Source organism: Pseudomonas sp. WS 5010 (genome assembly GCF_012985565.1).
In the GTDB taxonomy this organism is placed as follows: domain Bacteria; phylum Pseudomonadota; class Gammaproteobacteria; order Pseudomonadales; family Pseudomonadaceae; genus Aquipseudomonas.
In genome coordinates this window covers 564,106-585,518 of the sequence record NZ_JAAQWQ010000005.1, presented here as the reverse complement: position 1 = coordinate 585,518, position 21,413 = coordinate 564,106, and the positions used below count along the sequence as shown (strand labels likewise).

The 21,413-nt window shown below is 58.5% G+C and carries 19 protein-coding genes; 5 read left to right on the top strand and 14 right to left on the bottom strand.

What is annotated here, in order from left to right; genetic code table 11:
• Positions 1–69: 69 nt before the first annotated feature.
• Complete coding sequence (locus HBO11_RS19595; protein WP_029300795.1) at positions 70–348, bottom strand: hypothetical protein; 279 nt, start codon at positions 346–348, stop codon at positions 70–72.
• Positions 349–564: 216 nt separating this feature from the next.
• Here HBO11_RS19595 and HBO11_RS19590 point away from each other — a divergent pair, with 216 nt between their 5' ends.
• Positions 565–1,602 (top strand): patatin-like phospholipase family protein, encoded by a 1,038-nt coding sequence (locus HBO11_RS19590; protein WP_169952699.1) that lies wholly within the window; start codon positions 565–567, stop codon positions 1,600–1,602.
• 438 nt (positions 1,603–2,040) lie between these two features.
• On the opposite strand, the gene HBO11_RS19585 is transcribed toward HBO11_RS19590, so the two are convergent.
• The 6 genes from HBO11_RS19585 to kdpF form a co-directional block, all read right to left on the bottom strand.
• Complete coding sequence (locus HBO11_RS19585) at positions 2,041–2,736, bottom strand: response regulator (protein WP_169952701.1); 696 nt, start codon at positions 2,734–2,736, stop codon at positions 2,041–2,043.
• Between the two features lie 49 nt (positions 2,737–2,785).
• Positions 2,786–5,437 carry a sensor histidine kinase KdpD gene (locus HBO11_RS19580; RefSeq protein WP_169952703.1) on the bottom strand — a complete coding sequence of 884 codons (2,652 nt, stop codon included), beginning with the start codon at positions 5,435–5,437 and terminating at the stop codon, positions 2,786–2,788.
• A 256-nt stretch (positions 5,438–5,693) separates the two neighbouring features.
• Positions 5,694–6,239, bottom strand: a complete 546-nt coding sequence (kdpC, locus tag HBO11_RS19575; protein WP_169952705.1) for a potassium-transporting ATPase subunit KdpC — start codon at positions 6,237–6,239, stop codon at positions 5,694–5,696.
• 114 nt (positions 6,240–6,353) lie between these two features.
• Positions 6,354–8,411: a potassium-transporting ATPase subunit KdpB gene (gene kdpB / locus HBO11_RS19570; protein WP_169952707.1), complete on the bottom strand. Its 2,058-nt coding sequence runs from the start codon at positions 8,409–8,411 to the stop codon at positions 6,354–6,356.
• An 11-nt stretch (positions 8,412–8,422) separates the two neighbouring features.
• On the bottom strand, positions 8,423–10,117 hold the full coding sequence (gene kdpA / locus HBO11_RS19565; RefSeq protein WP_169952708.1) for a potassium-transporting ATPase subunit KdpA: 1,695 nt from the start codon (positions 10,115–10,117) through the stop codon (positions 8,423–8,425).
• Between the two features lie 8 nt (positions 10,118–10,125).
• Positions 10,126–10,215 (bottom strand): K(+)-transporting ATPase subunit F, encoded by a 90-nt coding sequence (gene kdpF, locus HBO11_RS19560; RefSeq protein WP_032863112.1) that lies wholly within the window; start codon positions 10,213–10,215, stop codon positions 10,126–10,128.
• 377 nt (positions 10,216–10,592) lie between these two features.
• On the opposite strand from kdpF, the gene eat reads away from it, so the two are divergent.
• From eat to HBO11_RS19545, 3 genes are all read left to right on the top strand, one after another.
• Positions 10,593–11,957 carry an ethanolamine permease gene (eat, locus tag HBO11_RS19555; protein WP_169952710.1) on the top strand — a complete coding sequence of 455 codons (1,365 nt, stop codon included), beginning with the start codon at positions 10,593–10,595 and terminating at the stop codon, positions 11,955–11,957.
• Positions 11,958–12,068: 111 nt separating this feature from the next.
• Positions 12,069–12,236, top strand: coding sequence for a DUF2897 family protein (locus HBO11_RS19550; protein WP_003172675.1), 168 nt, complete (start codon positions 12,069–12,071; stop codon positions 12,234–12,236).
• 134 nt (positions 12,237–12,370) lie between these two features.
• Complete coding sequence (locus HBO11_RS19545; protein WP_169952712.1) at positions 12,371–12,961, top strand: TetR/AcrR family transcriptional regulator; 591 nt, start codon at positions 12,371–12,373, stop codon at positions 12,959–12,961.
• A gap of 17 nt (positions 12,962–12,978) precedes the next feature.
• On the opposite strand, the gene HBO11_RS19540 is transcribed toward HBO11_RS19545, so the two are convergent.
• Positions 12,979–13,314, bottom strand: a complete 336-nt coding sequence (locus HBO11_RS19540) for a helix-hairpin-helix domain-containing protein (RefSeq protein WP_170042796.1) — start codon at positions 13,312–13,314, stop codon at positions 12,979–12,981.
• Positions 13,315–13,623: 309 nt separating this feature from the next.
• Between HBO11_RS19540 and HBO11_RS19535 the strand changes: the two genes are divergently transcribed.
• Positions 13,624–14,142 carry a GNAT family N-acetyltransferase gene (locus tag HBO11_RS19535; protein WP_169952716.1) on the top strand — a complete coding sequence of 173 codons (519 nt, stop codon included), beginning with the start codon at positions 13,624–13,626 and terminating at the stop codon, positions 14,140–14,142.
• Positions 14,143–14,193: 51 nt separating this feature from the next.
• Here HBO11_RS19535 and HBO11_RS19530 read toward each other — a convergent pair whose 3' ends face one another.
• From HBO11_RS19530 to HBO11_RS19505, 6 genes are all read right to left on the bottom strand, one after another.
• The gene (locus tag HBO11_RS19530; protein WP_169952718.1) at positions 14,194–16,188 is read right to left on the bottom strand and encodes a nucleoside-diphosphate sugar epimerase/dehydratase; all 1,995 of its coding nucleotides are present in this window, start codon (positions 16,186–16,188) and stop codon (positions 14,194–14,196) included.
• Positions 16,189–16,410: 222 nt separating this feature from the next.
• Positions 16,411–17,421, bottom strand: a complete 1,011-nt coding sequence (locus HBO11_RS19525) for a glycosyltransferase family 4 protein (RefSeq protein WP_169952720.1) — start codon at positions 17,419–17,421, stop codon at positions 16,411–16,413.
• Positions 17,418–18,386, bottom strand: coding sequence for an SDR family oxidoreductase (locus HBO11_RS19520; RefSeq protein WP_169952722.1), 969 nt, complete (start codon positions 18,384–18,386; stop codon positions 17,418–17,420). Before HBO11_RS19520 ends, HBO11_RS19525 begins: the two co-directional genes overlap by 4 nt.
• Positions 18,383–19,294: a glycosyltransferase gene (locus tag HBO11_RS19515; RefSeq protein ID WP_170058941.1), complete on the bottom strand. Its 912-nt coding sequence runs from the start codon at positions 19,292–19,294 to the stop codon at positions 18,383–18,385. The genes HBO11_RS19520 and HBO11_RS19515 overlap by 4 nt, the downstream gene beginning before the upstream one ends.
• Before the next feature lie 65 nt (positions 19,295–19,359).
• Positions 19,360–20,265, bottom strand: a complete 906-nt coding sequence (locus tag HBO11_RS19510; protein WP_169952726.1) for a glycosyltransferase family 2 protein — start codon at positions 20,263–20,265, stop codon at positions 19,360–19,362.
• 1 nt (position 20,266) lies between these two features.
• Positions 20,267–21,370, bottom strand: a complete 1,104-nt coding sequence (locus HBO11_RS19505) for a hypothetical protein (RefSeq protein WP_169952728.1) — start codon at positions 21,368–21,370, stop codon at positions 20,267–20,269.
• Between the last annotated feature and the right edge of the window lie 43 nt (positions 21,371–21,413).

Sequence of the window (21,413 nt, the reverse complement as noted above, 5' to 3'; positions counted from 1 at the left end):
ATGCACCTGCGCAAAACAGGTGTCTGGAACCACCTTAACCATTCCCCCCGCAGGTTGCGCTGACTCGGATCAACGCCCGGCGCGCGACTCACGGATATAGAAACGGGCTTTTTCGGCTTTGCTGGCACAGCCTTCAAACGCTTCGAATTGCTGCTGGGTCTTGGCGCCGGTCAGCAACGACAGGGCCTTGGAATAGCTGACCGTGCCGGCAAACCCTTCGGCCTTGGCCAGGTCCAGTTCATGCCACGCAGCATCCAACTGGCTGCCACAGCTATCGCGATAGGCCGTTTTGCCGGCACAACCGGCCAGGGCCAACACAATCACAGGCAAACACATCCAGGCTTTCATCAATGACACCTCAAGAAAAGAAAACAGTCGTGGGATGTAGACGCTGCCTACATCGAAAAGTGCCTTGTCACACAGCCTGAAATGCCCAGTACTGATAGCCAAAGCATACCCGAGCAAATAGGTCGGTTTACGAAATTTATCGCTCCGGTCAACTAGGATTGAAGCAGCCCCCTGGTTAGGTGCATTGTGGACAGCTGTTTTGCGAAGGATCCGGTCATGAAAAAACGCGTTGCATTGGTCCTGGGCTCCGGCGGAGCAAGGGGTTATGCCCATATCGGGGTGATCGAAGAGATCGAAAAACGAGGCTATGAAATCGCCTGTATCGCCGGCTGTTCCATGGGCGCGGTGGTAGGCGGGATCTATGCGGCGGGCAAGCTGCAGGACTACCGGAACTGGATCGAAAGCCTGGATTACCTGGATGTGCTGCGCCTGGTGGATGTGAGCTTTCGCCTGGGGGCGATACGCGGCGAGAAGGTCTTCGGGCAGATCCGCAAGATCGTCGGCGAGATCAATATCGAAGACCTGCGCATTCCCTACACCGCGGTGGCCACCGACCTGACCAACCAGCAGGAAATCTGGTTCCAGGAAGGCTGCCTGCACCAGGCCATGCGTGCCTCGGCAGCGATCCCCAGCCTGTTTACCCCGGTGATGCAAGGCAACCGCATGCTGGTGGACGGCGGCCTGCTCAACCCGCTGCCTATCGTGCCGGTGGTGTCGAGCCATTGCGACCTGATCATTGCGGTCAACCTCAACGCCACCAACCAGAAACACTACACCCTGCCGGTGATCCAGCGCCCGCCGGCGTTCAAGAGCCGCTTCGATAACCTGGTGCGTTCACTGGGCTCGCACCTGCCGTTTCGGCGCAAGCAGGCCGAGCAATTATTGTTGCTGGAACAAGAAGCGCTGCAGGCGCAAGCCGCCGATATCAACCCTTGGCTCGAAGGCGCCGAGCCCGAATCCCAGCAACCGGCTGCGGCCCCGGAAACGCCCGGCGCCCCCAAGTCGGCCACCGGTTCGTTCATCATCGACAACGTGGGGCCGGCATCGCTGCTGGACTTGATCAACCAGAGTTTCGAGGTGATGCAGACGTCGCTGGCCCAGTACAAAATTGCCGGCTACCCGCCGGATGTGCTGATCAACGTGCCCAAGCGCGTGTGCCGGTTCTTTGAGTTCTACAAGGCGCCGGAACTGATCGCGTTGGGGCGGGAGATTGCCAGTGATACGCTGGATCGGTATGAGAGTGAGCAGAGTTGAGCTCTGCGGCGGGTTTTATGGCCTCATCGCGGGCAAGCCCGCTCCCACCTTTTGAAGGTATTCACACACCTAAATGTGGGAGCGGCTTGCCCGCGATGAGGCCGGCCCAGCAACCACAATCCCTCAGCAGCCCCCAACAACCAATACCCCACCTTTTGCATGTATTCACACAGCTAAATGTGGGAGCGGGCTTGCCCGCGATGAGGCCGGCCCAGCAACCACAATCCCTCAGCAGCCCCCAACAACCGATACCCCACCTTTTGCATGTATTCACACAGCTAAATGTGGGAGCGGGCTTGCCCGCGATAGGGCCGGCCCAGCAACCACAATCCCTCAGCAGCCCCCAACAACCAATACCCCACCTTTTGCATGTATTCGCACACCTAAATGTGGGAGCGGGCTTGCCCGCGATGAGGCCGGCCCAGCAACCACAATCTTTCAGCCCTCCCCCCCCAACAACCGATACCCCACCCCCGCCTCGGTCACGATAAAACGCGGCTGGGTCGGGTCATCCGCCAGCTTTTGGCGCAAGTGCCCCACCACAATCCGCAGGTAATGGCTGTCTTCGGTATGGGTCGGGCCCCAGATATCCTTGAGTAGTTGCTGCTGGGTGATCACCCGGCCCGGATGACGCGCCAGTTGCGCCAGGACCGCGTATTCCTTGCGGGTCAGGGCCACATCGACACCGTCCAGCAACACCCGCCGATACGCCAGGTCGACCGTCAGCGGGCCAAACTGCAGAGCGGCTTGCTGCGCTTCGCCGGTGGGCGCCTGGCGCAGCAGCGCACGCACCCGGGCGAGGAACTCCTGGATGCCAAATGGCTTGGTCACATAGTCGTTGGCGCCCCCATCCAGGGCCTGGACCTTCTGCCCTTCGCTGGCACGCACCGACAACACCAGCACCGGGGCGCTCGACCATTCTCGCAGCTCGCACAGCACCTGTTGGCCGTCCATGTCCGGCAGGCCCAGGTCCAGCACCACAAGGTCCGGCTTGCTCAAGGCCGCCTGGGCCAGCCCTTCGGCGCCGGTCCCGGCCTCAATCACTTTGTAGCCCTGGGAGGCCAGGCTGATGCGCAAGAACTTGCGGATCTGCGGCTCGTCGTCAATGACCAAAATCGTCGCAGTCTGGCTCATGGTGTTCCATCACAATCGCTGAAAAAAGATAAGAGTAGCGCAGCGGGTATCACGCTTCACTCTCCAGGCTCGGCTGCGTCTGCAACGGCAGGAACAAGGTGATGCAAGTGCCCCGCCCCTCGATGCCCTCGGCCACGCTGATATGCCCGCCGTGGGCGCCAACCATGCCCTGGCAGATTGCCAGGCCGAGTCCGGTGCCCTGCCCACCCCGGTCGCCCCGTGCGGCGGTGTAGAACATATCGAAAATCTTCGCCCGTTCGTCTTCGGGAATCCCCGGCCCTTCGTCACTGACCGAGAAAAACAGCGCCTGCTCCGCCACGCCGGCGCGCAGTTGCAAGCGGCCATGGGGCGGTGAAAAGCGTGCGGCGTTTTCCAGCACATTCACCAGTGCCTGCTCGATCAACGCGGCATGTACATAAAGCAGCGGCAACTCGGGCGGCACATCGGTGCTCACCTGCAACGGCGCCAGCACCGCGCGCAAACGGGCGAGGGAACTGCCAACGATATCGCCGGGCGACACCCAGTCCCGCGCCAGCTTCAAGGCGCCATGGCCCAGGCGGGTCATGTCCAGCAGGTTCTGGATGTAGCGGTCCAGGCGCTCGGCTTCATCGCGGGTGCCTTCCAGCAACTCACGCCGATCTTCCAGGGGAATCGCTTCGCCCAGCGCCAGCAGGCTGTCGATGCTGCCGCGCATGGAGGTCAGCGGCGTGCGCAAGTCATGGGACACCGAGGCCAGCAAGGCGCTGCGCAGTTGTTCGGTCTCGCCGTGCAAACGGGCGGCCTCCAGGTTCTGGGCCAGTTGCGCGCGGGCCAGTGCCTGGGCCAACGGTTGGCTCAAGGCCGTGAGCAGGCGCCGACGTTGGCCACTGAGTTCCAGGCCGGCCTTGGGGCTGACGCCGAGCAGGCCCAGTGGACCGTTTTCAGCAGACAACGGCCACCACCACCAACGCCCAAACGGCAAGGTGCCGGTGCCCATGCCCGCTGGCTGATCGTGCTGCCAGGCCCAGTCGGCGGCGGCACGTTCAGCCTCGGTAAAGGTGATCGGCCCACCGGTCTCGACCTTCCAGTCACTGGGCCCGTCGCGATTGACCAGGCACAGCTGCAAATCGCTCCAGCCCTGCAGATGATGGGCCGCAGCGCTGACCACCGCCTGGCGATCGGTGGCGGCGGTGAGTTTGCGCGACAGATCGAGCAGTTCACTGGTTTCTTCCTGGGTGTCGCGCAGGGCCTGCAACTGCAGACGCTGGCGCGCAGCCAGGTTGCCGGTCAGCGCCGCCATCAGCAGAAAGAACAGCAAGGTCAGCACATCCTCTTCACGCTGGATGGCGAAGGAGAAATTCGGCGGGATAAACAAAAAGTCATAGGTCATGAACGACAACGCCGCACACGCCAATGCCGGCCCCAGGCTGCTGCGCACCGCCACCAGCAGCACCGCCGCGAGGAACACCAGGGAGATATTGGGCAGCGGCAGGACACTCGACACGCCCCATGCCAATGCACTGGCCAGCACGGTTGCCAGCAGCGCCAGGGCGTAGTCGAACCACACCAGACCACGTACATCGGGCAAGCGCGGCGGCACCGGCGTTTCATCGCTATCGAGGACGTTGATCTCCAGGCCCCGGGCATTGCGCAACAGGCGCGCCGCCAAGCCACCGCCGAACAGCCGGCGGCGCCAGCGTGGGCGTGACTGCCCCACCAGCACCAGGCTGGCACGGCGTTCGGCCGCGTGCTGGATCAGGGTCTTGGCCACTTCGCCGGCCCGCAGCAACACCACTTCGCCGCCCAGGCGCTCGGCCAGTTGCTGGGCGTTTTGCAGGCGCAGCCGCGACTGTTCGTCACGTACCCGGCCGTTGTCCACATGCACCAGGCTCCAGGGCAAATGCCGGCGCTGGGCCACACGGCTGGCGTGGCGCACCAGGCGTTCGGCCTCGGCATCGCCATCCACCCCCACCAGCAAGCGCCCGCGCACGGTGGGCGCGGCCTGGCCCAGTTGCCGGTAGCCCTGGGCCAGATCGTCATCGACGTGCGCGGCGGCGGTCTGCATTGCCAGCTCGCGCAGGGCCATGAGGTTGGTCTGGGTAAAGAACGCATCGATGGCCGCGCGCGCCTGCTCCGGCACGTAGACCTTGCCGTCACGCAGGCGCTCCAGCAGCTCGCGGGATGGCAGGTCGATCAGCAATAATTCATCGGCTTCCTGCAATACCCAGTCCGGCAGGGTTTCACGCACCTGCACGCCGGTGATGCCACGTACCTGATCATTGAGGCTTTCCAGGTGCTGGACGTTGACCGTGGTGAACACGTTGATCCCGGCAGAGAGCAGCTCCTGGATGTCTTGCCAGCGCTTTTCGTGGCGGCTGCCGGGGGCGTTGCTGTGGGCCAGCTCGTCCACCAGCACCAGCTTGGGCTTGGTGGCGAGCAAGCCGTCGAGGTCCATCTCTTCGAGCATCACCCCACGGTATTCCGAGCGCAGCAGCGGCTGCTGGGGCAAGCCACTGAGCAAGGCCTCGGTCTCGGCGCGGCCGTGGGTTTCCACGACGCCGGCCACCAGTTTGACGCCCTGGCGCAGTTGGGTGTGGGCGGCCTGGAGCATCGCGTAGGTCTTGCCCACGCCCGGTGCGGCACCGAGGAACACTTTGAGCCGGCCACGGCCGTGCTTGGGTAGGTCGGCTAGAAGGGCGTCGGCGCGGCCGGAGTCACTCATGGGGCAGTCTTCTTTCAGTTAGGGATGTTGGGAACAGGTTGGCGCCATCGCGGGCTTGCCCTAATGCCAGTCAGTTAAGCGCAGACCCCCTGTGGGAGCGGGCTTGCTCGCGAAAGCAGTGGGTCATGGGCCGGCGTCTTCGCGGCGATGCGGCGATCCGACAAGCCCGCTCCCACATTTGATCTTCACTGCTTTGAGCATTGCGTTCGCTTAACTGATCGGCACCAGGGCAAGCCCTCGATGGCGGCGCAACGGTCTACAACTTTTCCAGCGCCATATTCAGCGCCAGTACATTCACCACCGGCGGCCCCACCAGCGGCTGTTCGATATGCTCGTCCATCAAGCGCTCCAGGGTCGACACCGGCAACTGGCGTGCCGCCGCTACCCGCGCCAGTTGATAGGCAATCGCCTGCGGTGGCAAGTGTGGATCAAGACCGCTGCCGGAGGTAGTCAATAGCGCCAGGGGCACCGGGCCCTGGCCGGGGCCCGGGATTTTCGCGGCGTCGTCAAACACCCGCGTCGCCAGCGCCGGGTTGCTCGGGCCGAGGTTGCTGGCGCTGCTGGACACGGTGGCAAACGCACCCGCCGAAGGCCGCGAGTGGAACCAGCGCTCGCCGGTAAATTCCTGGGCAATCAGGCTGGAACCGCGCACCTTGCCTTGGTCGTCACGCACCAGGCTGCCATTGGCCTGGTCGGGAAAGGCCACCTGGGCGACACCGGTCACTACCAACGGATAGGCCACGCCCGTGATCAGGGTCATCAATACCAACAGGCTCAAGGCCGGACGGATCATGCTGGACATTTCATCTTCCTCAATTGATTCGGGACCTGTAGGAGCCGGCTTGCCGGCGACAGCGGTGTGTCAGTTACACCGCGTCAAGCGGATCGCCGGCAAGCCGGCTCCTACAGGGTTGGGTCAGACCAGGTGCAGCGCGGTCAAAAGCATGTCGATCGCCTTGATCCCGGCGAACGGCACCACAAGCCCGCCCACGCCATAGATCAACAGGTTGCGTCGCAGCAGCGCCGCCGCACTCGCCGCCTGCACCCGCACACCGCGCAGGGCCAGCGGGATCAGCACCACGATGATCAGCGCGTTGAACACAATCGCCGAAAGGATCGCGCTCTGCGGGCTGTTCAGGTGCATCACGTTAAGCACCCCCAGTTGCGGGTAGATCGAGGCAAACAGCGCCGGCAGGATCGCGAAGTACTTGGCCACGTCGTTGGCAATGGAAAAGGTGGTCAGCGCGCCCCGGGTCACCAGCAATTCCTTGCCGATCTGCACCACGTCCAGCAGCTTGGTCGGGTCGCTGTCGAGGTCGACCATGTTCGCCGCCTCGCGGGCCGCCTGGGTCCCGTCATTCATGGCCATGCCCACGTCCGCCTGGGCCAGGGCCGGGGCGTCGTTGGCACCGTCGCCACACATGGCCACCAGGCGCCCGTCGTTCTGCTCATGGCGGATGCGCGCCAGTTTTTTCTCCGGCGTGGCTTCTGCCAGCACATCATCCACGCCGGCTTCAGCGGCAATCGCGGCGGCGGTCAATGGGTTGTCGCCGGTCACCATCACCGTGCGGATCCCCAGCTTGCGCAGCTCGGCAAAGCGCTCACGGATACCCGGCTTGACCACGTCCTTGAGGTGGATTGCGCCAAGCAATTTACCGTCGGCACACACCAGCAACGGGGTGCCGCCGCTCTGGGCGATCTTGTCGATTTCCCGGGACAGCGCGGGCAACAGGTCTTGGCGTTGCAGGCCGATAAACGCCAGCAGCGAATCGACCGCACCTTTACGGTAGACCCGGCCCTGATAGTCCACACCAGACAAGCGCGTTTCGGCGCTGAACGGCACGCCTGTCAGCTCTTGCACGGAGGGCTCGTTGTACGGATGCAGGGCGCGCAGGTATTCGACGATGGATTTGCCTTCCGCCGTATCGTCGGCCAGCGAGGCCAGCAGCGCGCCTTCGGCCAGTTCCTTGCCGTTGACGCCAGGCGCGGCATAAATGCCTGCACAGCGACGGTTACCGAAGGTGATGGTGCCGGTCTTGTCCAGCAGCAGCACATGCACGTCCCCCGCCGCCTCCACGGCGCGCCCGGACTTGGCGATCACATTGAGGCGCACCAGGCGATCCATGCCGGCGATGCCGATGGCCGATAACAGGCCGCCGATGGTGGTGGGAATCAACGTCACCAGCAGTGCCACCAAAAACACCAGCGGCAGGCTGCCATTGGCGAAATGGGCGAAGGGCTGCAAGGTCACCACGACCAAAAGGAAGATCAGGGTCAGGCCGATCAGCAGGATATCCAGCGCCACTTCGTTGGGGGTTTTCTGGCGCTTGGCACCTTCGACCAGGGCGATCATGCGGTCCAGCGTCGACTCACCGGGGTTGGCGGTGATGCGAATCAGCAGCCAGTCCGAGACCAGCCGGGTATTGCCGGTGACGGCCGAGCGGTCGCCGCCGGACTCGCGGATGACCGGCGCGGACTCACCAGTGATCGCCGCCTCGTTGACCGCCGCGATGCCTTCAATGACTTCGCCGTCGCCAGGGATCATTTCCCCGGCCGCAACCCGCACCACATCGCCTTTGCGCAGGCTGGTGGCAGGCACTACCGTGAAGCTGCCATCGGCCTCCTGGCGCCGCGCACTCAGGCCTTCGCTGCCAGCCTTGAGGCTATCGGCGCGGGCCTTGCCACGGCCTTCGGCCAAGGCTTCGGCGAAGTTGGCGAACAGCACGGTGAACCACAGCCACAGGGCGATCTGCACCGCGACAAAGGTCGGCACGCTGCTGTCCGGCACCAGGCACAACACGGTGGTGAGGATCGCGGTCAGCTCGACCACCAGCATCACCGGCGAACGCTTCAGCTGGCGCGGGTCCAGCTTGACGAACGCCTGGATCAGCGCCGGGCGCCACAGGGCCGAGATCGCGGTCTTGGCCGACTCCTGGGTCTTGACCGCAGCGGTATTGTTTACAGGCATATTCATGTTCATACCCCTTAGAAGCCCATGCTCAGGTGTTCAGCAATAGGGCCCAGTGCCAGCGTCGGCAGGAACGTCAGGCCGCCCACCAGCAAAATGGTCACGGTCAGCAGCGTCACGAACAACGGGCCGTGGGTCGGGAAGCTGTTCTGGCCAATCGGTGCGCTTTTTTTCATCGCCAGGCTGCCGGCCAGGGCCAGGACCGGGAGGATGTAGCCAAAGCGGCCGATCAACATGCCCAGGCCCAGCATCAGGTTGTGAAACGGGGTGTTGGCGCCCAGGCCACCAAAGGCCGAACCGTTGTTGGCACTGGCCGAGGTGTAGGCATAAAGCAACTGGCTGAAGCCGTGGGGGCCGGGGTTGCTAATGGTCGCGGCGGTGGCCGGCACGCTGGCGGCAATCGCGCCGAGTACCAGTACGCCGACAGGCATCACCAGCAGGGTCACCACCAGCAACTGCACTTCCCGGGCCTGAAGTTTCTTGCCGAGGTATTCCGGGGTGCGGCCGATCATCAAGCCGGCGAGGAATACCGCGATCAGCACGTTGAGCAACATCCCGTACATACCGGCACCGACGCCGCCGAAGATCACTTCGCCGACCATCATATTGACCAGCGCGACCATCCCGCTCAGGGGGTTGAGGCTGTCCTGCATGCCGTTGACCGAACCGTTGGACGCCGCCGTGGTGGTCACCGACCACAACACGGTGCCGGTGGTACCGAAGCGCGTTTCCTTGCCTTCCAGCGGCGCAGTCTGCTCGACGGCCGGGTTGTTCAGGGTCGGGTTGGGCTGGTACTCAGACCACAACGACACCGAGCCACCGATCAGGAACAGCGCCAACATGCAGCCGAGGATCGCGCGGCTCTGGCGCAGGTCCTTGACGTAGTGGCCAAAGGTGAACACCAACGCCACCGGGATCATGATGATCGCCGCCAGTTCAAACAGGTTGGCCCAGGCGGTTGGGTCTTCAAACGGATGCGCCGAGTTGACCCCGAAGAAGCCGCCGCCGTTGGTCCCCAGTTGCTTGATCGCAATCTGACTGGCGGCCGGACCGAGCGGGATCACCTGATCGACGCCTTGCATCGTCAGGGCGTCGACATAGTGGGCGAAGGTTTGAGGCACGCCCTGCCAGACCAGAAACAACGCCAGCACCAGGCACAATGGCAGCAGGCCATAGAGGGTGGCGCGGGTCATATCCACCCAGAAATTGCCCAGGGTGCTGGCAGACTTGCGACCGATCCCACGACACAGGGCGACAAGCACCGCAAGGCCAGTGGCCGCACTGACAAAATTCTGCACGGTCAGGCCGACCATCTGGCTCAGGTAGCTGAGGCTGGCTTCACCGCTGTAGGACTGCCAGTTGGTGTTGGTCATGAAACTGACGGCGGTGTTGAACGCCTGCGTCCACTCCTGACCCGGCAATTGCTGCGGGTTGAGCGGCAAGTAACCCTGGAACAATAGGATTGCAAACAACAACAAAAAGCCCGCCAGGTTAAAGGCCAGCAGGGCCAGGGTGTACTTCTGCCAACTTTGCTCTTGTTGCGCATCAACCCCGGCCACGCGATAACACACGCGCTCCACCGGTCCGAACACCGGCGTCAGCCACGTGCGCTGCCCTTCCATCACCTTGTAGTAGAACCGCCCCAGAAATGGCGCCGGAACCAGCACCACGGCGAAGAAGGCGATGATCAGCCAATAGTCATAACTGTGCATAGCCGCTCCTAACCCCGGTCCGCGCGCAACAGCGCAACCAGCAGATAAATGAACAGCGCCACGGCCAGTAGCAGTGACACCCCGTCCAGAACACTCATGGAAGTTTCTCCGTCAAACGGCGACTGCCGCGTATGGGGCATTGTCCGCAGGAGGCGCGTAAAGGAGCGAGGGCGAGTGGGTGGTGGAGGCGTAAAGACGGCGTAAAGAGTGGGCTGGGCTTAGGTCTGCGAGATGGCTATCGCGGCTAAGCCCGGCGCCTGCGCTTGAGCGTGTTCACCGAGCCCATGTGGGAGCGGGCTTGCCCGCGATAGCGCCAGTGCAGCCACCACCGCCCTACCCTAGTGCACGAAATAACAGTCTCAAACAACAAACTATCTCCCGGGCGACAGTTCCTGCCCTTTACGACGCCCTTTTCCAAGCTGGCATGGCCGCTGCAATGTCCTGAAACATTCCAAACCGTTCAGGGAGCAGCACGATGAACACACAACTCAAGCCCACCTTGGGCACCTTGCACCTGTGGGGCATCGCCGTCGGGCTGGTGATCTCCGGCGAGTACTTCGGCTGGAGCTATGGCTGGGGCGTGGCCGGGACGCTGGGCTTTTTGGTGACGTCATTGATGGTCGCCGCCATGTACACCTGCTTTATCTTCAGCTTCACCGAACTGACCACCGCGATTCCCCATGCAGGCGGGCCGTTTGCCTACAGCCGCCGAGCGTTCGGCGAGAAAGGTGGGTTGATTGCCGGGCTGGCCACCTTGATCGAATTCGTCTTCGCGCCCCCGGCGATTGCCCTGGCGATCGGCGCCTACCTGAATGTGCAATTCCCGGTACTCGACCCGAAACACGCAGCGGTCGGGGCCTACTTCGTGTTCATGGGCTTGAATATTCTCGGGGTCAAACTGGCTGCGACCTTTGAATTGGTGGTGTGTGTGCTGGCCGTGGCCGAACTGCTGGTGTTTATGGGCGTGGTCGCCCCGGCGTTCAGCTTCAGCAACTTCGCCCTCAACGGCTGGGCGGGCGCCGACACATTTGGCGCACCGGCCGTTGCCGGGATGTTCGCGGCGATCCCCTTTGCCATCTGGTTCTTCCTCGCCATCGAAGGCGCCGCCATGGCCGCCGAAGAAGCCAAGGACCCGAAACGCACGATTCCCAGGGCTTACATCAGCGGCATCCTGACCCTGGTGTTCCTGGCCATGGGCGTGATGTTCTTTGCCGGCGGCGTGGGCGACTGGCGCACCCTGTCGAACATCAACGACCCCCTGCCCCAGGCGATGAAAACCGTGGTGGGCGACAGCTCCGGCTGGCTGCATATGCTGGTGTGGATCGGCCTGTTCGGCCTGGTCGCCAGCTTCCACGGCATCATCCTCGGCTACTCGCGGCAGTTCTTCGCCCTGGCCCGCGCCGGGTACCTGCCCTCCTCCCTGGCCAAACTGTCACGCTTCCAGACACCCCACCGGGCCATCCTCGCCGGCGGCGTGGTGGGCATCGCCGCAATCTACAGCGACGGCCTGATCAACCTTGGCGGCATGACCCTGACCGCCGCGATGATCACCATGGCCGTGTTCGGCGCCATCGTCATGTACATCATGAGCATGCTCAGCCTGTTCAAACTGCGTAAGAGCGAACCGCTGCTGGAGCGCACCTTCCGCGCGCCGGTCTACCCTATCGTGCCGGCCATCGCCCTGATTCTGGCGCTGGTGTGCCTGGTGGCCATGGCGTGGTTCAACACCCTGATCGGCCTGATCTTCCTCGGGTTCATGGCCGCAGGTTTCATCTACTTCCAACTAACCGCCCAAGACCGCGCCGATGCACCGGCAGATGCAATGTTGACCGGGCTCTAAACCAGCGAGGCAGAACGGGCCTACAATGGAACGACTGACGAATGCCGTCACTCAAAGCTGATAGTGCCGTGGGGAATTTTCCCCATGGCAGTCGGCCTCAAGGAGAGCCCTATGCCCTGGTATGCCTGGTTGATCATGGTGGTCGCTATCGGTTCGATCGTCGGTGGCTTGATGATGCTGCGTGACAGCGCCAACAAAGTGGAACTGACCGACGAACAACGCAAACGCGTCGCCGAGCGCAATGCTCAGGCGGACGCCAAGGATGCGCAGGATCGCTGAAACAAACGCCTCGTGCTGACCGCTACTGGCAGCACGCCAGGCGAATCGATTTAGAGTAGTGCAAATTTGTAATCGCACCGAGAAACACCGCCAAACCTTGGTTAATATGGCCTGATGTTTCAGAGGGCCTTCTTATGCGCTACTCGCAAAATCACAAAGCTCAAACCCACCAGCGCATCATTAAAGAGGCGTCGGTCCGGTTTCGTCGCGATGGCATCGGCGCCACCGGCCTGCAACCCCTGATGAAAGCCCTGAACCTGACCCATGGCGGGTTCTACGCCCACTTCAAATCCAAGGACGAACTGGTGGAAAAGGCCCTGCAAGCAGCCTCCGCCGAGCTGGACGCACATTGTGCGATGCTCTTCAGCCAGGAACGACCGCTGGAAGCCTTCATCGACAGTTACCTGTCCGAGTGGCACCACACCTCCCCGGACCAAGGCTGTCCGTTACCCACCATGTCCTCGGAACTGGGACAGCGCGGGCAACAGAGCCCCACCACCGATACAGTTCTCGGCGCCCGTCTCAATCAAATCGAAACCGCATTGGGCAACCCCAACGCAGACGAGCAAAGCCTGGTGATGATGTCCACACTGGTGGGCGCGCTGGTCCTGGCGCGCAGCGTCGAAAACCCGGAACTGGCGACACGCATTCTCGACGTGGTGCGAGAAAGCCTGAAAACCGGGGTCAATACAGCCTCTGCAGACATAAAAAAGGCCGGTCAATGACCGGCCTCGTGCCTTGATTACTTAACCTCCAGCCTGTCGCGATTCTTCTCCAGCAGCGACTTGCCAATCCCCTTCACTTCCAGCAACTCATCCACCGCCGTGAACGATCCATTGGACTCGCGATAAGCAATGATTGCCTTGGCCTTGGCGGCGCCAATGCCGAACAGATCACGGCGCAGGGTTTCAGCGTCTGCTGCATTGAGGTTGACCTTGGGGGTTGCTTGTTCGCTTGCACTCAACTGGGCCGCGAGCGGTACAGGCGCCTCGGGTTTGGACGATGGGGCGGCGATGGCCGTGATGGAAAGGCTGGTGAGAATGGCAAAAAACAGGGAGGAAAAAACCGATCTACGCATTGGAGACGCTCCATGACATCAGTGGGAAAAGCAGCTTTGCGAAGCTGCTTTTCAAACTTAGGTGATGTGGGATGGCTGTCAAAAATGGAGGTATTGCAAGATGTAGCTGCACTGGCTTTGGCGCTCAAAAAGCGACAAATGTTTTCGGCACTCTGTAGATTGGACTATAGATAGAACTTTTCGACTTAGACATAGGGACGTATCATGTCTATCCGGCCCTAAGCATCGTCAGCCCGAATCAAAACTTCGACGCAGCGCCTGTGAAAAACATGCACCATATATTAAAAAAACCAGTTAAATGGAAAAAAAATGAACTTAGAATCAAAAACGGTAAGACTACGACTCATTGAAGAGAGCGATGCTGGATTTGTTCTGAAGCTGCGCCTCGACAACAACTACAACCAGTTCCTCTCTTCTGTAAACCCAAGTGTTGAGGCTCAAAGAGAGTGGATCAACAAATACAAGGGCGATGAGCAGAAAGGCGTTCAATATTACTTCATCATTGAACGCCTTGATGGCGTACCTTGCGGCACGGTCAGACTTTATGATTTCAAAGAAAAATCATTTTGTTGGGGCAGCTGGATTCTCAACGAAGACAAAACCAGATATGCAGCCCTGGAGAGTGCTTTCCTGGTTTATCAGTTTGCCTTTGAAAATCTCGAATTTGAAAAGTCACACTTTGAAGTTAGAAAAGGCAATGATCGAGTTATCTCATTTCATGAGAAAATGGGAGCAATCAAGACAGGTGAAACCGAACTCGATTTTCTCTTTGAAATCACTAAAGATGCAGTCAATAAAACCAGAGTCCGTCTATCGAGCAAAATATAAAACCAACTTGCCAGGCATTATGCCTGGCAACATTGACGCACACCTTGCGCTCTAAGGCTCGAGGCGACGCTGCTGATAGATCCAGTCCACGATCTCGCCATCCGGAGCATACCCACTGACCGTATCGCGTAGCAGTTGACGGACCCGGCTGTAGTCGTCCGCATCAACCGCGGCGAGCAGCTCTGTCAGCTTCCCTTTGAGTAACTCCCAATCCAGATGATCCTCGTTGGCACTCATGATCATCGGGTGCTGGGTGGCCACGACGTTGTCGCCAATCAGCAACTCCTCGTAGAGCTTTTCACCGGGACGTAGCCCTGTAAACTCGATGGCGATGTCACCATGTGGGTTTTTATCCGAACGAACACTCAGGCCGGACAGGTGAATCATCTTCTCTGCCAGCTCGACGATTCTTACCGGCTCGCCCATATCGAGCACGAACACATCTCCGCCCTGCCCCATAGAGCCCGCCTGGATCACCAACTGGGCAGCTTCGGGAATAGTCATGAAGTAACGCGTGATCTTGGGGTGAGTGACCGTAAGCGGCCCACCAGATTTGATCTGCTTGTGAAACAACGGAATAACCGAGCCAGACGAGCCTAATACATTGCCAAAGCGGACCATGGTGAAACGGGTCTTGTTGACGCGGGAAACATTAGCCTTGTCGCCAAACAATACCGGGGCCAACTCACGGCTCAACGCCTGCAACGTCAACTCGGCCAAACGCTTGGTACTGCCCATGACATTGGTCGGGCGCACAGCCTTGTCCGTGGAGATCAGCACAAAGTTGGAGACCCCCGCCTGAAGCGCCGCCTGGGCGGTATTCAATGTACCAATGACATTGTTAAGGACACCCTCGGCAATGTTGTGCTCAACCATCGGTACATGTTTGTAGGCTGCCGCGTGGTAGACCGTATCAACATGCCAGGTCTTCATCACGTCGAGCAATTTTGCCTGGTTGCGTACCGAGCCTAGGATCGGTAGCAAGCGAACAGGCAGCGACTCACGAGTGATGCGCTGCTCAAGCTCGGACAGAATGCTGTAAAGGTTGAATTCACTGTGCTCGAACAGCAACAAGGTAGTAGGACGCAATGCCAGGATCTGGCGGCAAAGCTCTGAACCAATCGAACCACCCGCCCCCGTGACGAGCACGCTCTGACCTTTGATGCAATGCTCCAGCAAATCGCCCTGGGCAGGCACGGCATCCCGCCCCAGCAAGTCGGCAATGTCTACTTCCTGAATGTCATCGACCTTCACCCGGCCGCTGGCAAGATCCATGAAACCCGGCACACTCCGTACGTGCAGCGGGAACCCTTCCAACAGGCCGAGAATCTCGCGCCGCCGCGCACGATTGGACGACGGAATGGCCAACAGGATTTCCTGGGCCCCCGTGGTGTCGATCATCTGTTGAATGTGCTTGGGCTTGAACACTTGGAGGCCGGAGATGACGCGATCGGAAATACTGCTGTCGTCATCGATAAACGCCACCGGACGCATGACCCGCCCCATGCGAAGCGCAGCCACCAGTTGATTGCCGGCAGCACCTGCGCCGTAGATCGCAACCTTGGTCAGGCCATCATCGCGACTGGTAAACGGCACATGCTGGGCTGCTGCAAACCAATCCCCCAGAAAGTACTGGCGCATGGCCAGGCGCAAACCACCAATCATGATCAGGCTGAGCCACCAGTAGTTGAACACGATAGAGCGTGGTACGACGTTCTCGTGGTTGCTGTACCAATAGACTACAACCCCCAAGATCAACGCCGACAGGCTGACCGCCTTGATAATCGCGATAAGCGCATCATTACCGAAGTACCGCATCACGGCGCGATACATGCCAAAACGAATAAACAGCGGGATCGAGACGATTGGCGCGCTGATGAACAGCCATGAATGCAACACGACGGGGTTGACCAACTCGTCGATCCCCAGACGAACCACAAATGCCATCCAGAGGGCGAGCCAGACCAGCACGATGTCGGCAATGACCTGGAGGATGCGTTTGCGTCTGCGAGGAAGGCTCAGCAAATATGCCCGTAATTTATCCATGTTATTCCCGACTACCCCTTACTGCATACAATTGAAAAAACGCCCGGCTGGAGACTTCCGACAGTTATTCTGATCCGGCGTAAAAAGCATGTTGCCACGGTTTAGCTCCTTGATACTAAGAATGTAAAGCCCGTAGAAAAAAACTGCCGGTGATTTACATATATCAGTGCCGAATCCAAGCCCACCTAGCAGCAAGGAAAATTGACGCTTTGGCCAGCGGCGCTACTCTCTCTGCCCTGCACTATATTTGACAGCCAGGAATACTAGGGGAAGATACGCAATAACTGTTCCCACCCCTGCGTCCAGCCCAAAAAGCGCCACCGCCAATGCCAACGGCAACAGCCAAACTACATTGATAACGGCAACCGCAAGTGTGACGGGCAGATGGCGGCCATATTGGCGGCTGGCAAATTGGTAGGCATGGCTGCGATGGGCCTCATAGACTTTATCGCCCCGGGCAAGCCGTCGGATGAGAGTAAAGGTCGCATCCACGATAAAGACACCCAGCATGATCAGCCAAGCGAAGAAAAACTCACTACCGGCCCAGGCAGCCTGAACAGAAAGACCTCCCAGAATGATCCCCAGAAACCCACTACCTGCGTCGCCCATGAAAATACGGGCCGGCGGGAAATTCCAATACAGGAAGCCAGCCACAGACACACTCAACAACAAGGGTGCCCACATCATCGACGGCTGCCCGCTCAAAAAGTAAATCAGCGTCAGCGCAAGACAGGCACAGATAGCCTGCAGACTGGCAAGACCGTCAATACCGTCCATGAAGTTGTAGAGATTCAGCATCCAGACCAGGTAAAACACGGCCAGGACATGGCCTACCCAACCAAGATCGAACGTAACGCCAAAAGCTGAAATTGCCGGTAGTCCCTGCATCCAGGACAACATCCAGATCGCGGCGGCAAAATGCCCCAACAAGCGCCAACGAGCGGCGATATGACCATGATCGTCCATAAAGCCGATGATTGCGATCAACAACCCTGCACCTAGCAGAGCAGCACTCTCAGCAACCGTTATCAACTGGGCACCCGCCAGCCACACGAGTGCAAAGGCAAACGTCAGTACAATCGCCACTCCCCCACCGCGAGGGGTGGGGACCGTGTGCGAACTGCGGGCATTGGGAATATCAATGATGCTGCGGCGCAACGCGTATTGACGCAAGAGCGCCGTTAGCGCCAGGGAAACCAAGGCGACAATGGGAAAGATGTACCAGTACTTCATTCAGTTCGCTCGCTGACATAGTGTTGCGCAGTAACAGCAAGACCTTGCTCGAGTGTAAGTGGCGGCTGCCAACCCAACACCTGGCGCGCCTTGGTGACATCGACTTGCAGCGAGCCGCAAAGACGTTGGGACAGCGCTTTTTTGCCTAACAAGGTCGCCCCCCAGACCAGTACCCACTGTGGAACCGGTATCAACCTGGCTGGGGCGCCCAGGGCTTTTGCAAGTTTACGTAGCAGCTCACTGGTCGACACGTCATCCCCGTCGCTCGCCAAGAAGGTCTCATTGGACGCAGCCGGGTGAGTCGTACAGGTCAAGATCAGGCTCACGAGATTGTCCAGCGCAACGAGGCTTCTTTGGTTGCGTATGGCACCAAATGGCAGAGGAACGCGCTTCACGAGCCATTTCATCATGCTTTCAAAGTTGGCTTTGACTCCCGGTCCATACACAAGTACCGGTCGGATTATCACCACTTCAAGCCCGGTCTCAAGCGCAAGAGCTTTCAACGCCTCCTCCGCCTCCATCTTGGAAACACCATAAGGATCAACGGGCGCCGACGGGTCTGTTTCGCGAAAAGGTCGGCCCGGGGCGGTTTGCTCGCCGTTGACTTTCACCGAACTGACGAACACAAATCGCCTGGCTCCTGCGGACGCTGCGCTACGGGCCAACGCAAGGGTATGCCCGACATTGACCCGCCGAAACGCCGTAAGAGGATCCGTTTCGGTGTCGTTCATGACGTGAACGCGTGAAGCGAGATGAACAACAACATCTACGCCCTGCAAAGCTGGGTGCTCTGGTGACACAGCCGAGAAATCGGCAAGCACGACGTACTCGACATCAGAAGCAGAAGCATCCGGCAAACGACGGACAAGGGCACGCACCTGATAATCAGTGCTCCCCTGCAATTGTTGAATCAGATGACGGCCGACAAAACCGCTGCTGCCGGTGACCAATAACTGGGTTTTCATTTCTTTTGCCTCAAAACCGCCAACACCAGACACAAACCAGCGAATACCAACTTATCCCGTGGGCGTCTGCGGCACTTCGCGGCACTGCTCGCCAAGCGCAGCAGGTCCAGGCGCCCCAGCCCGATCCAGCGCCGGACAAAAGGTTCGTCAGCCATACCGACCATGCCGGCGATCAGTGCAGCCTGATTCAGCCACCAACCATCTAGCACTTGGGAAAGGCGTTTCTTGAACGCCTTTGAGCCGCTATTCACCCCGACCTGGTTACCACCATGCTGGCGATAGCGCATATAAGGCCGGCTATCGATCACCCACTTGAATCCGTGTGAACGGCTATAGGCATAACAATACCAATCATGCAGCGTCACACCCTGTACTTGTACAAAACGACTGTTGATATGCTGTTGAAGCTCAACAAACAGACGCTGGGAAAAGACGTAAGTGCACCCAGGGCCGGCTGCCTCGAACAAATGATCGTACGCAACCTGAGGCTGCGATTTGACAATGGTCGACTCACGACCATCAGGCCAGAATGCCGTTACATTGCCGGAGTAGCCGTCAGCCCCTGTATCGTTCATGTGCTGCGTGGCGCTGACAAGTTTGTCTGGCAGCCAGATATCGTCCTGGTCGGCGAATGAAAAATAATCAAAGTCTTCAGTGGGTGCTTCATTGACCAGGCGGAAAAAGTTTCGTGCCGCACCACCAATTTTTTCACCGTGGGCCAGGGATTTGACCCTTGAGTCTCTCTGGCACAGTTGATCGACCCATTCTTCGGTACCGTCGTTGGAGCTGTCCACACTGATCAGAATCGAGACGGATACACCCACTTGCCCCAAGATCGAGTCAACTTGTTCGGCCATCCAACGCATACCGTTGTAGGCAGCGAGCAGAACCAGAATACGTGGCTGCATCAGAATCCACCCTTAGTACTTGATCCAAAAACAATCCTTGAAAAATTACGTCCTGAAAATAGCATTCAACGCACCCCGCCCAACTTTTTCTGCCAGCCATGGCTTACGCCGCGAATCATCATTCTCAGCGATTTGAGCTTATTGTCGTCAATCAGCAGATTAACGAAAAAACGCAGTACCAATGCAGACAGCAGACGTTTTTTCCAACAGGTCGGCGTATGGCGCATACGGCAAACAGCGACGGTATTACGAAAGAAAAAATAACGGCGCACGGGGGAGTATCTAAAAAAACTCAAGCCAAAAATCTTGACGGGAGGAGCATCAGACAATGCATGGCCCATTTCCACATTCAGGCAACCATACAACGTATAGCCCTGGTCACGGACCCGAAAGCACCACTCCGTATCCGTAAAGTCGACGAACATACCTTCGTCATAGCGAATACCCTCGATCCACGCCTGAGTGCTGATGAACATCCCCGAGGTAATGAGCGCATCCGCTTTTACCAAGCCGTGCTCATCATCAGAGCTGAAAACCGGCTTGATTGCGCCGTCGATTGAACTGTAAAAAGGGAAATTGATTTTCTTTCCATCACGACGGTCAAAAAACGCCGGGCTAACAGCAATACAACTGGCGTCCTTTGCCTTGGCGCTCATCATCGCCTGATACAACCGCGCAATCAGATCGGGTTCAGCATGACTGTCCTGGTCGAACGTCACGACGTATTGCATACCCGCTTCAATCGCCATGGCAAAGCCGGTATTGAGCGCGGTGCCCAACCCCTGGTTGCCATTGAGCGAGACATAGTTGACCCGCGCACGCACTTCAGGCTCCTGCGCCAGAAATGATTCGCTCCCGCCGTTATCGACCAACACCAGAAACTCAACCTGAGCTGCCAGGGACGTCAGCAGCTCATCAAGTATCTTAATATCGGGATTATAACCGACGACTATTGCTGCAACAGTATTCAACTTACCTCCTGACCTCGGCATGCAACGCCGAAGGTTCTTGATTTTTTAACACGACAGACCAGTACCACAATATCACTAAGAACCCGAAGGAATTAAAAAGAACGGGATTACTTAAAGACATTATAAGATACATAAAAATTATCAAGCGGCTGGACGAGCCTTGCACGCTTGGCACATACCTGCGAGTAGGAAAAAGCAGAATACTAAACAAGAGAATCGATAAAGGAAGGCCAACATACCGGATTGAATCCATCCAGGTAATTTCAGTTTGCGACACCAGCCTTTGATAGCCTTCAGTATAAAAAAATGAGCCAAGGCCATTACCGAACACCAGCATTTTCCAATCCACAACATTCAGAAACGACAAAAAGTGGCCAATCTTGATACTGTTAGACGCTTCATCGGAGCTGAATACGCTAGTTTCCGCGACCAAGTATCCCACAACCAAAGAAACCGCAGGAACCAAAGCACTTAACACCAACAGGCGCACAGCCCAACTTTGGTTATAAAAGTACAAGACAAACATCGAAATCATACCCATCACCATCAACCCTCTAGAGGCTGACGAGACAATAGCGACCATTATCACAATCATAAAAAATAACGAATGAAGTCTTTTAGACTTCAAAAAATCAATAAAAAACAAAGATAAAGGAAGCAACATAAACGGAGAGGAGCGATGATGAAGCATAAACATTTCCAACCCGCCAAAATTACGCAGACCGTAATATCCAAGTTCATTAGCATTATAAAAATCGAGCAGTGCCACCGCCAGAAATGATCCTGGCTCGACCATCAATATAAAAGAAAATGTACACATGATAAGCGCGAAGATAGCACCTACAGATTTGACAATTTCACCCATATCCACCCTGAACTCAGCGATGGTATAGATCAGAAAGAGTGAGACAGCGCCCAACAGCATTTGCCGGGAAAAATCAGCGTCTGTGTCACCGATCAGCCCTAGAAGGAAACCATATAAAAAAATCGAAACCACAATAATCGGCGCAATCGTTCTCAGTGGCCGAGCCAACAAAACATAAACCGCCATCAAAAAAAGCGGTATGAAAAACAATTTATTCAGTACAAAGATCGGCACCAGCACGGTCGACAGACAATAAAAGAACAAAAGCCAACGTATAATCCGA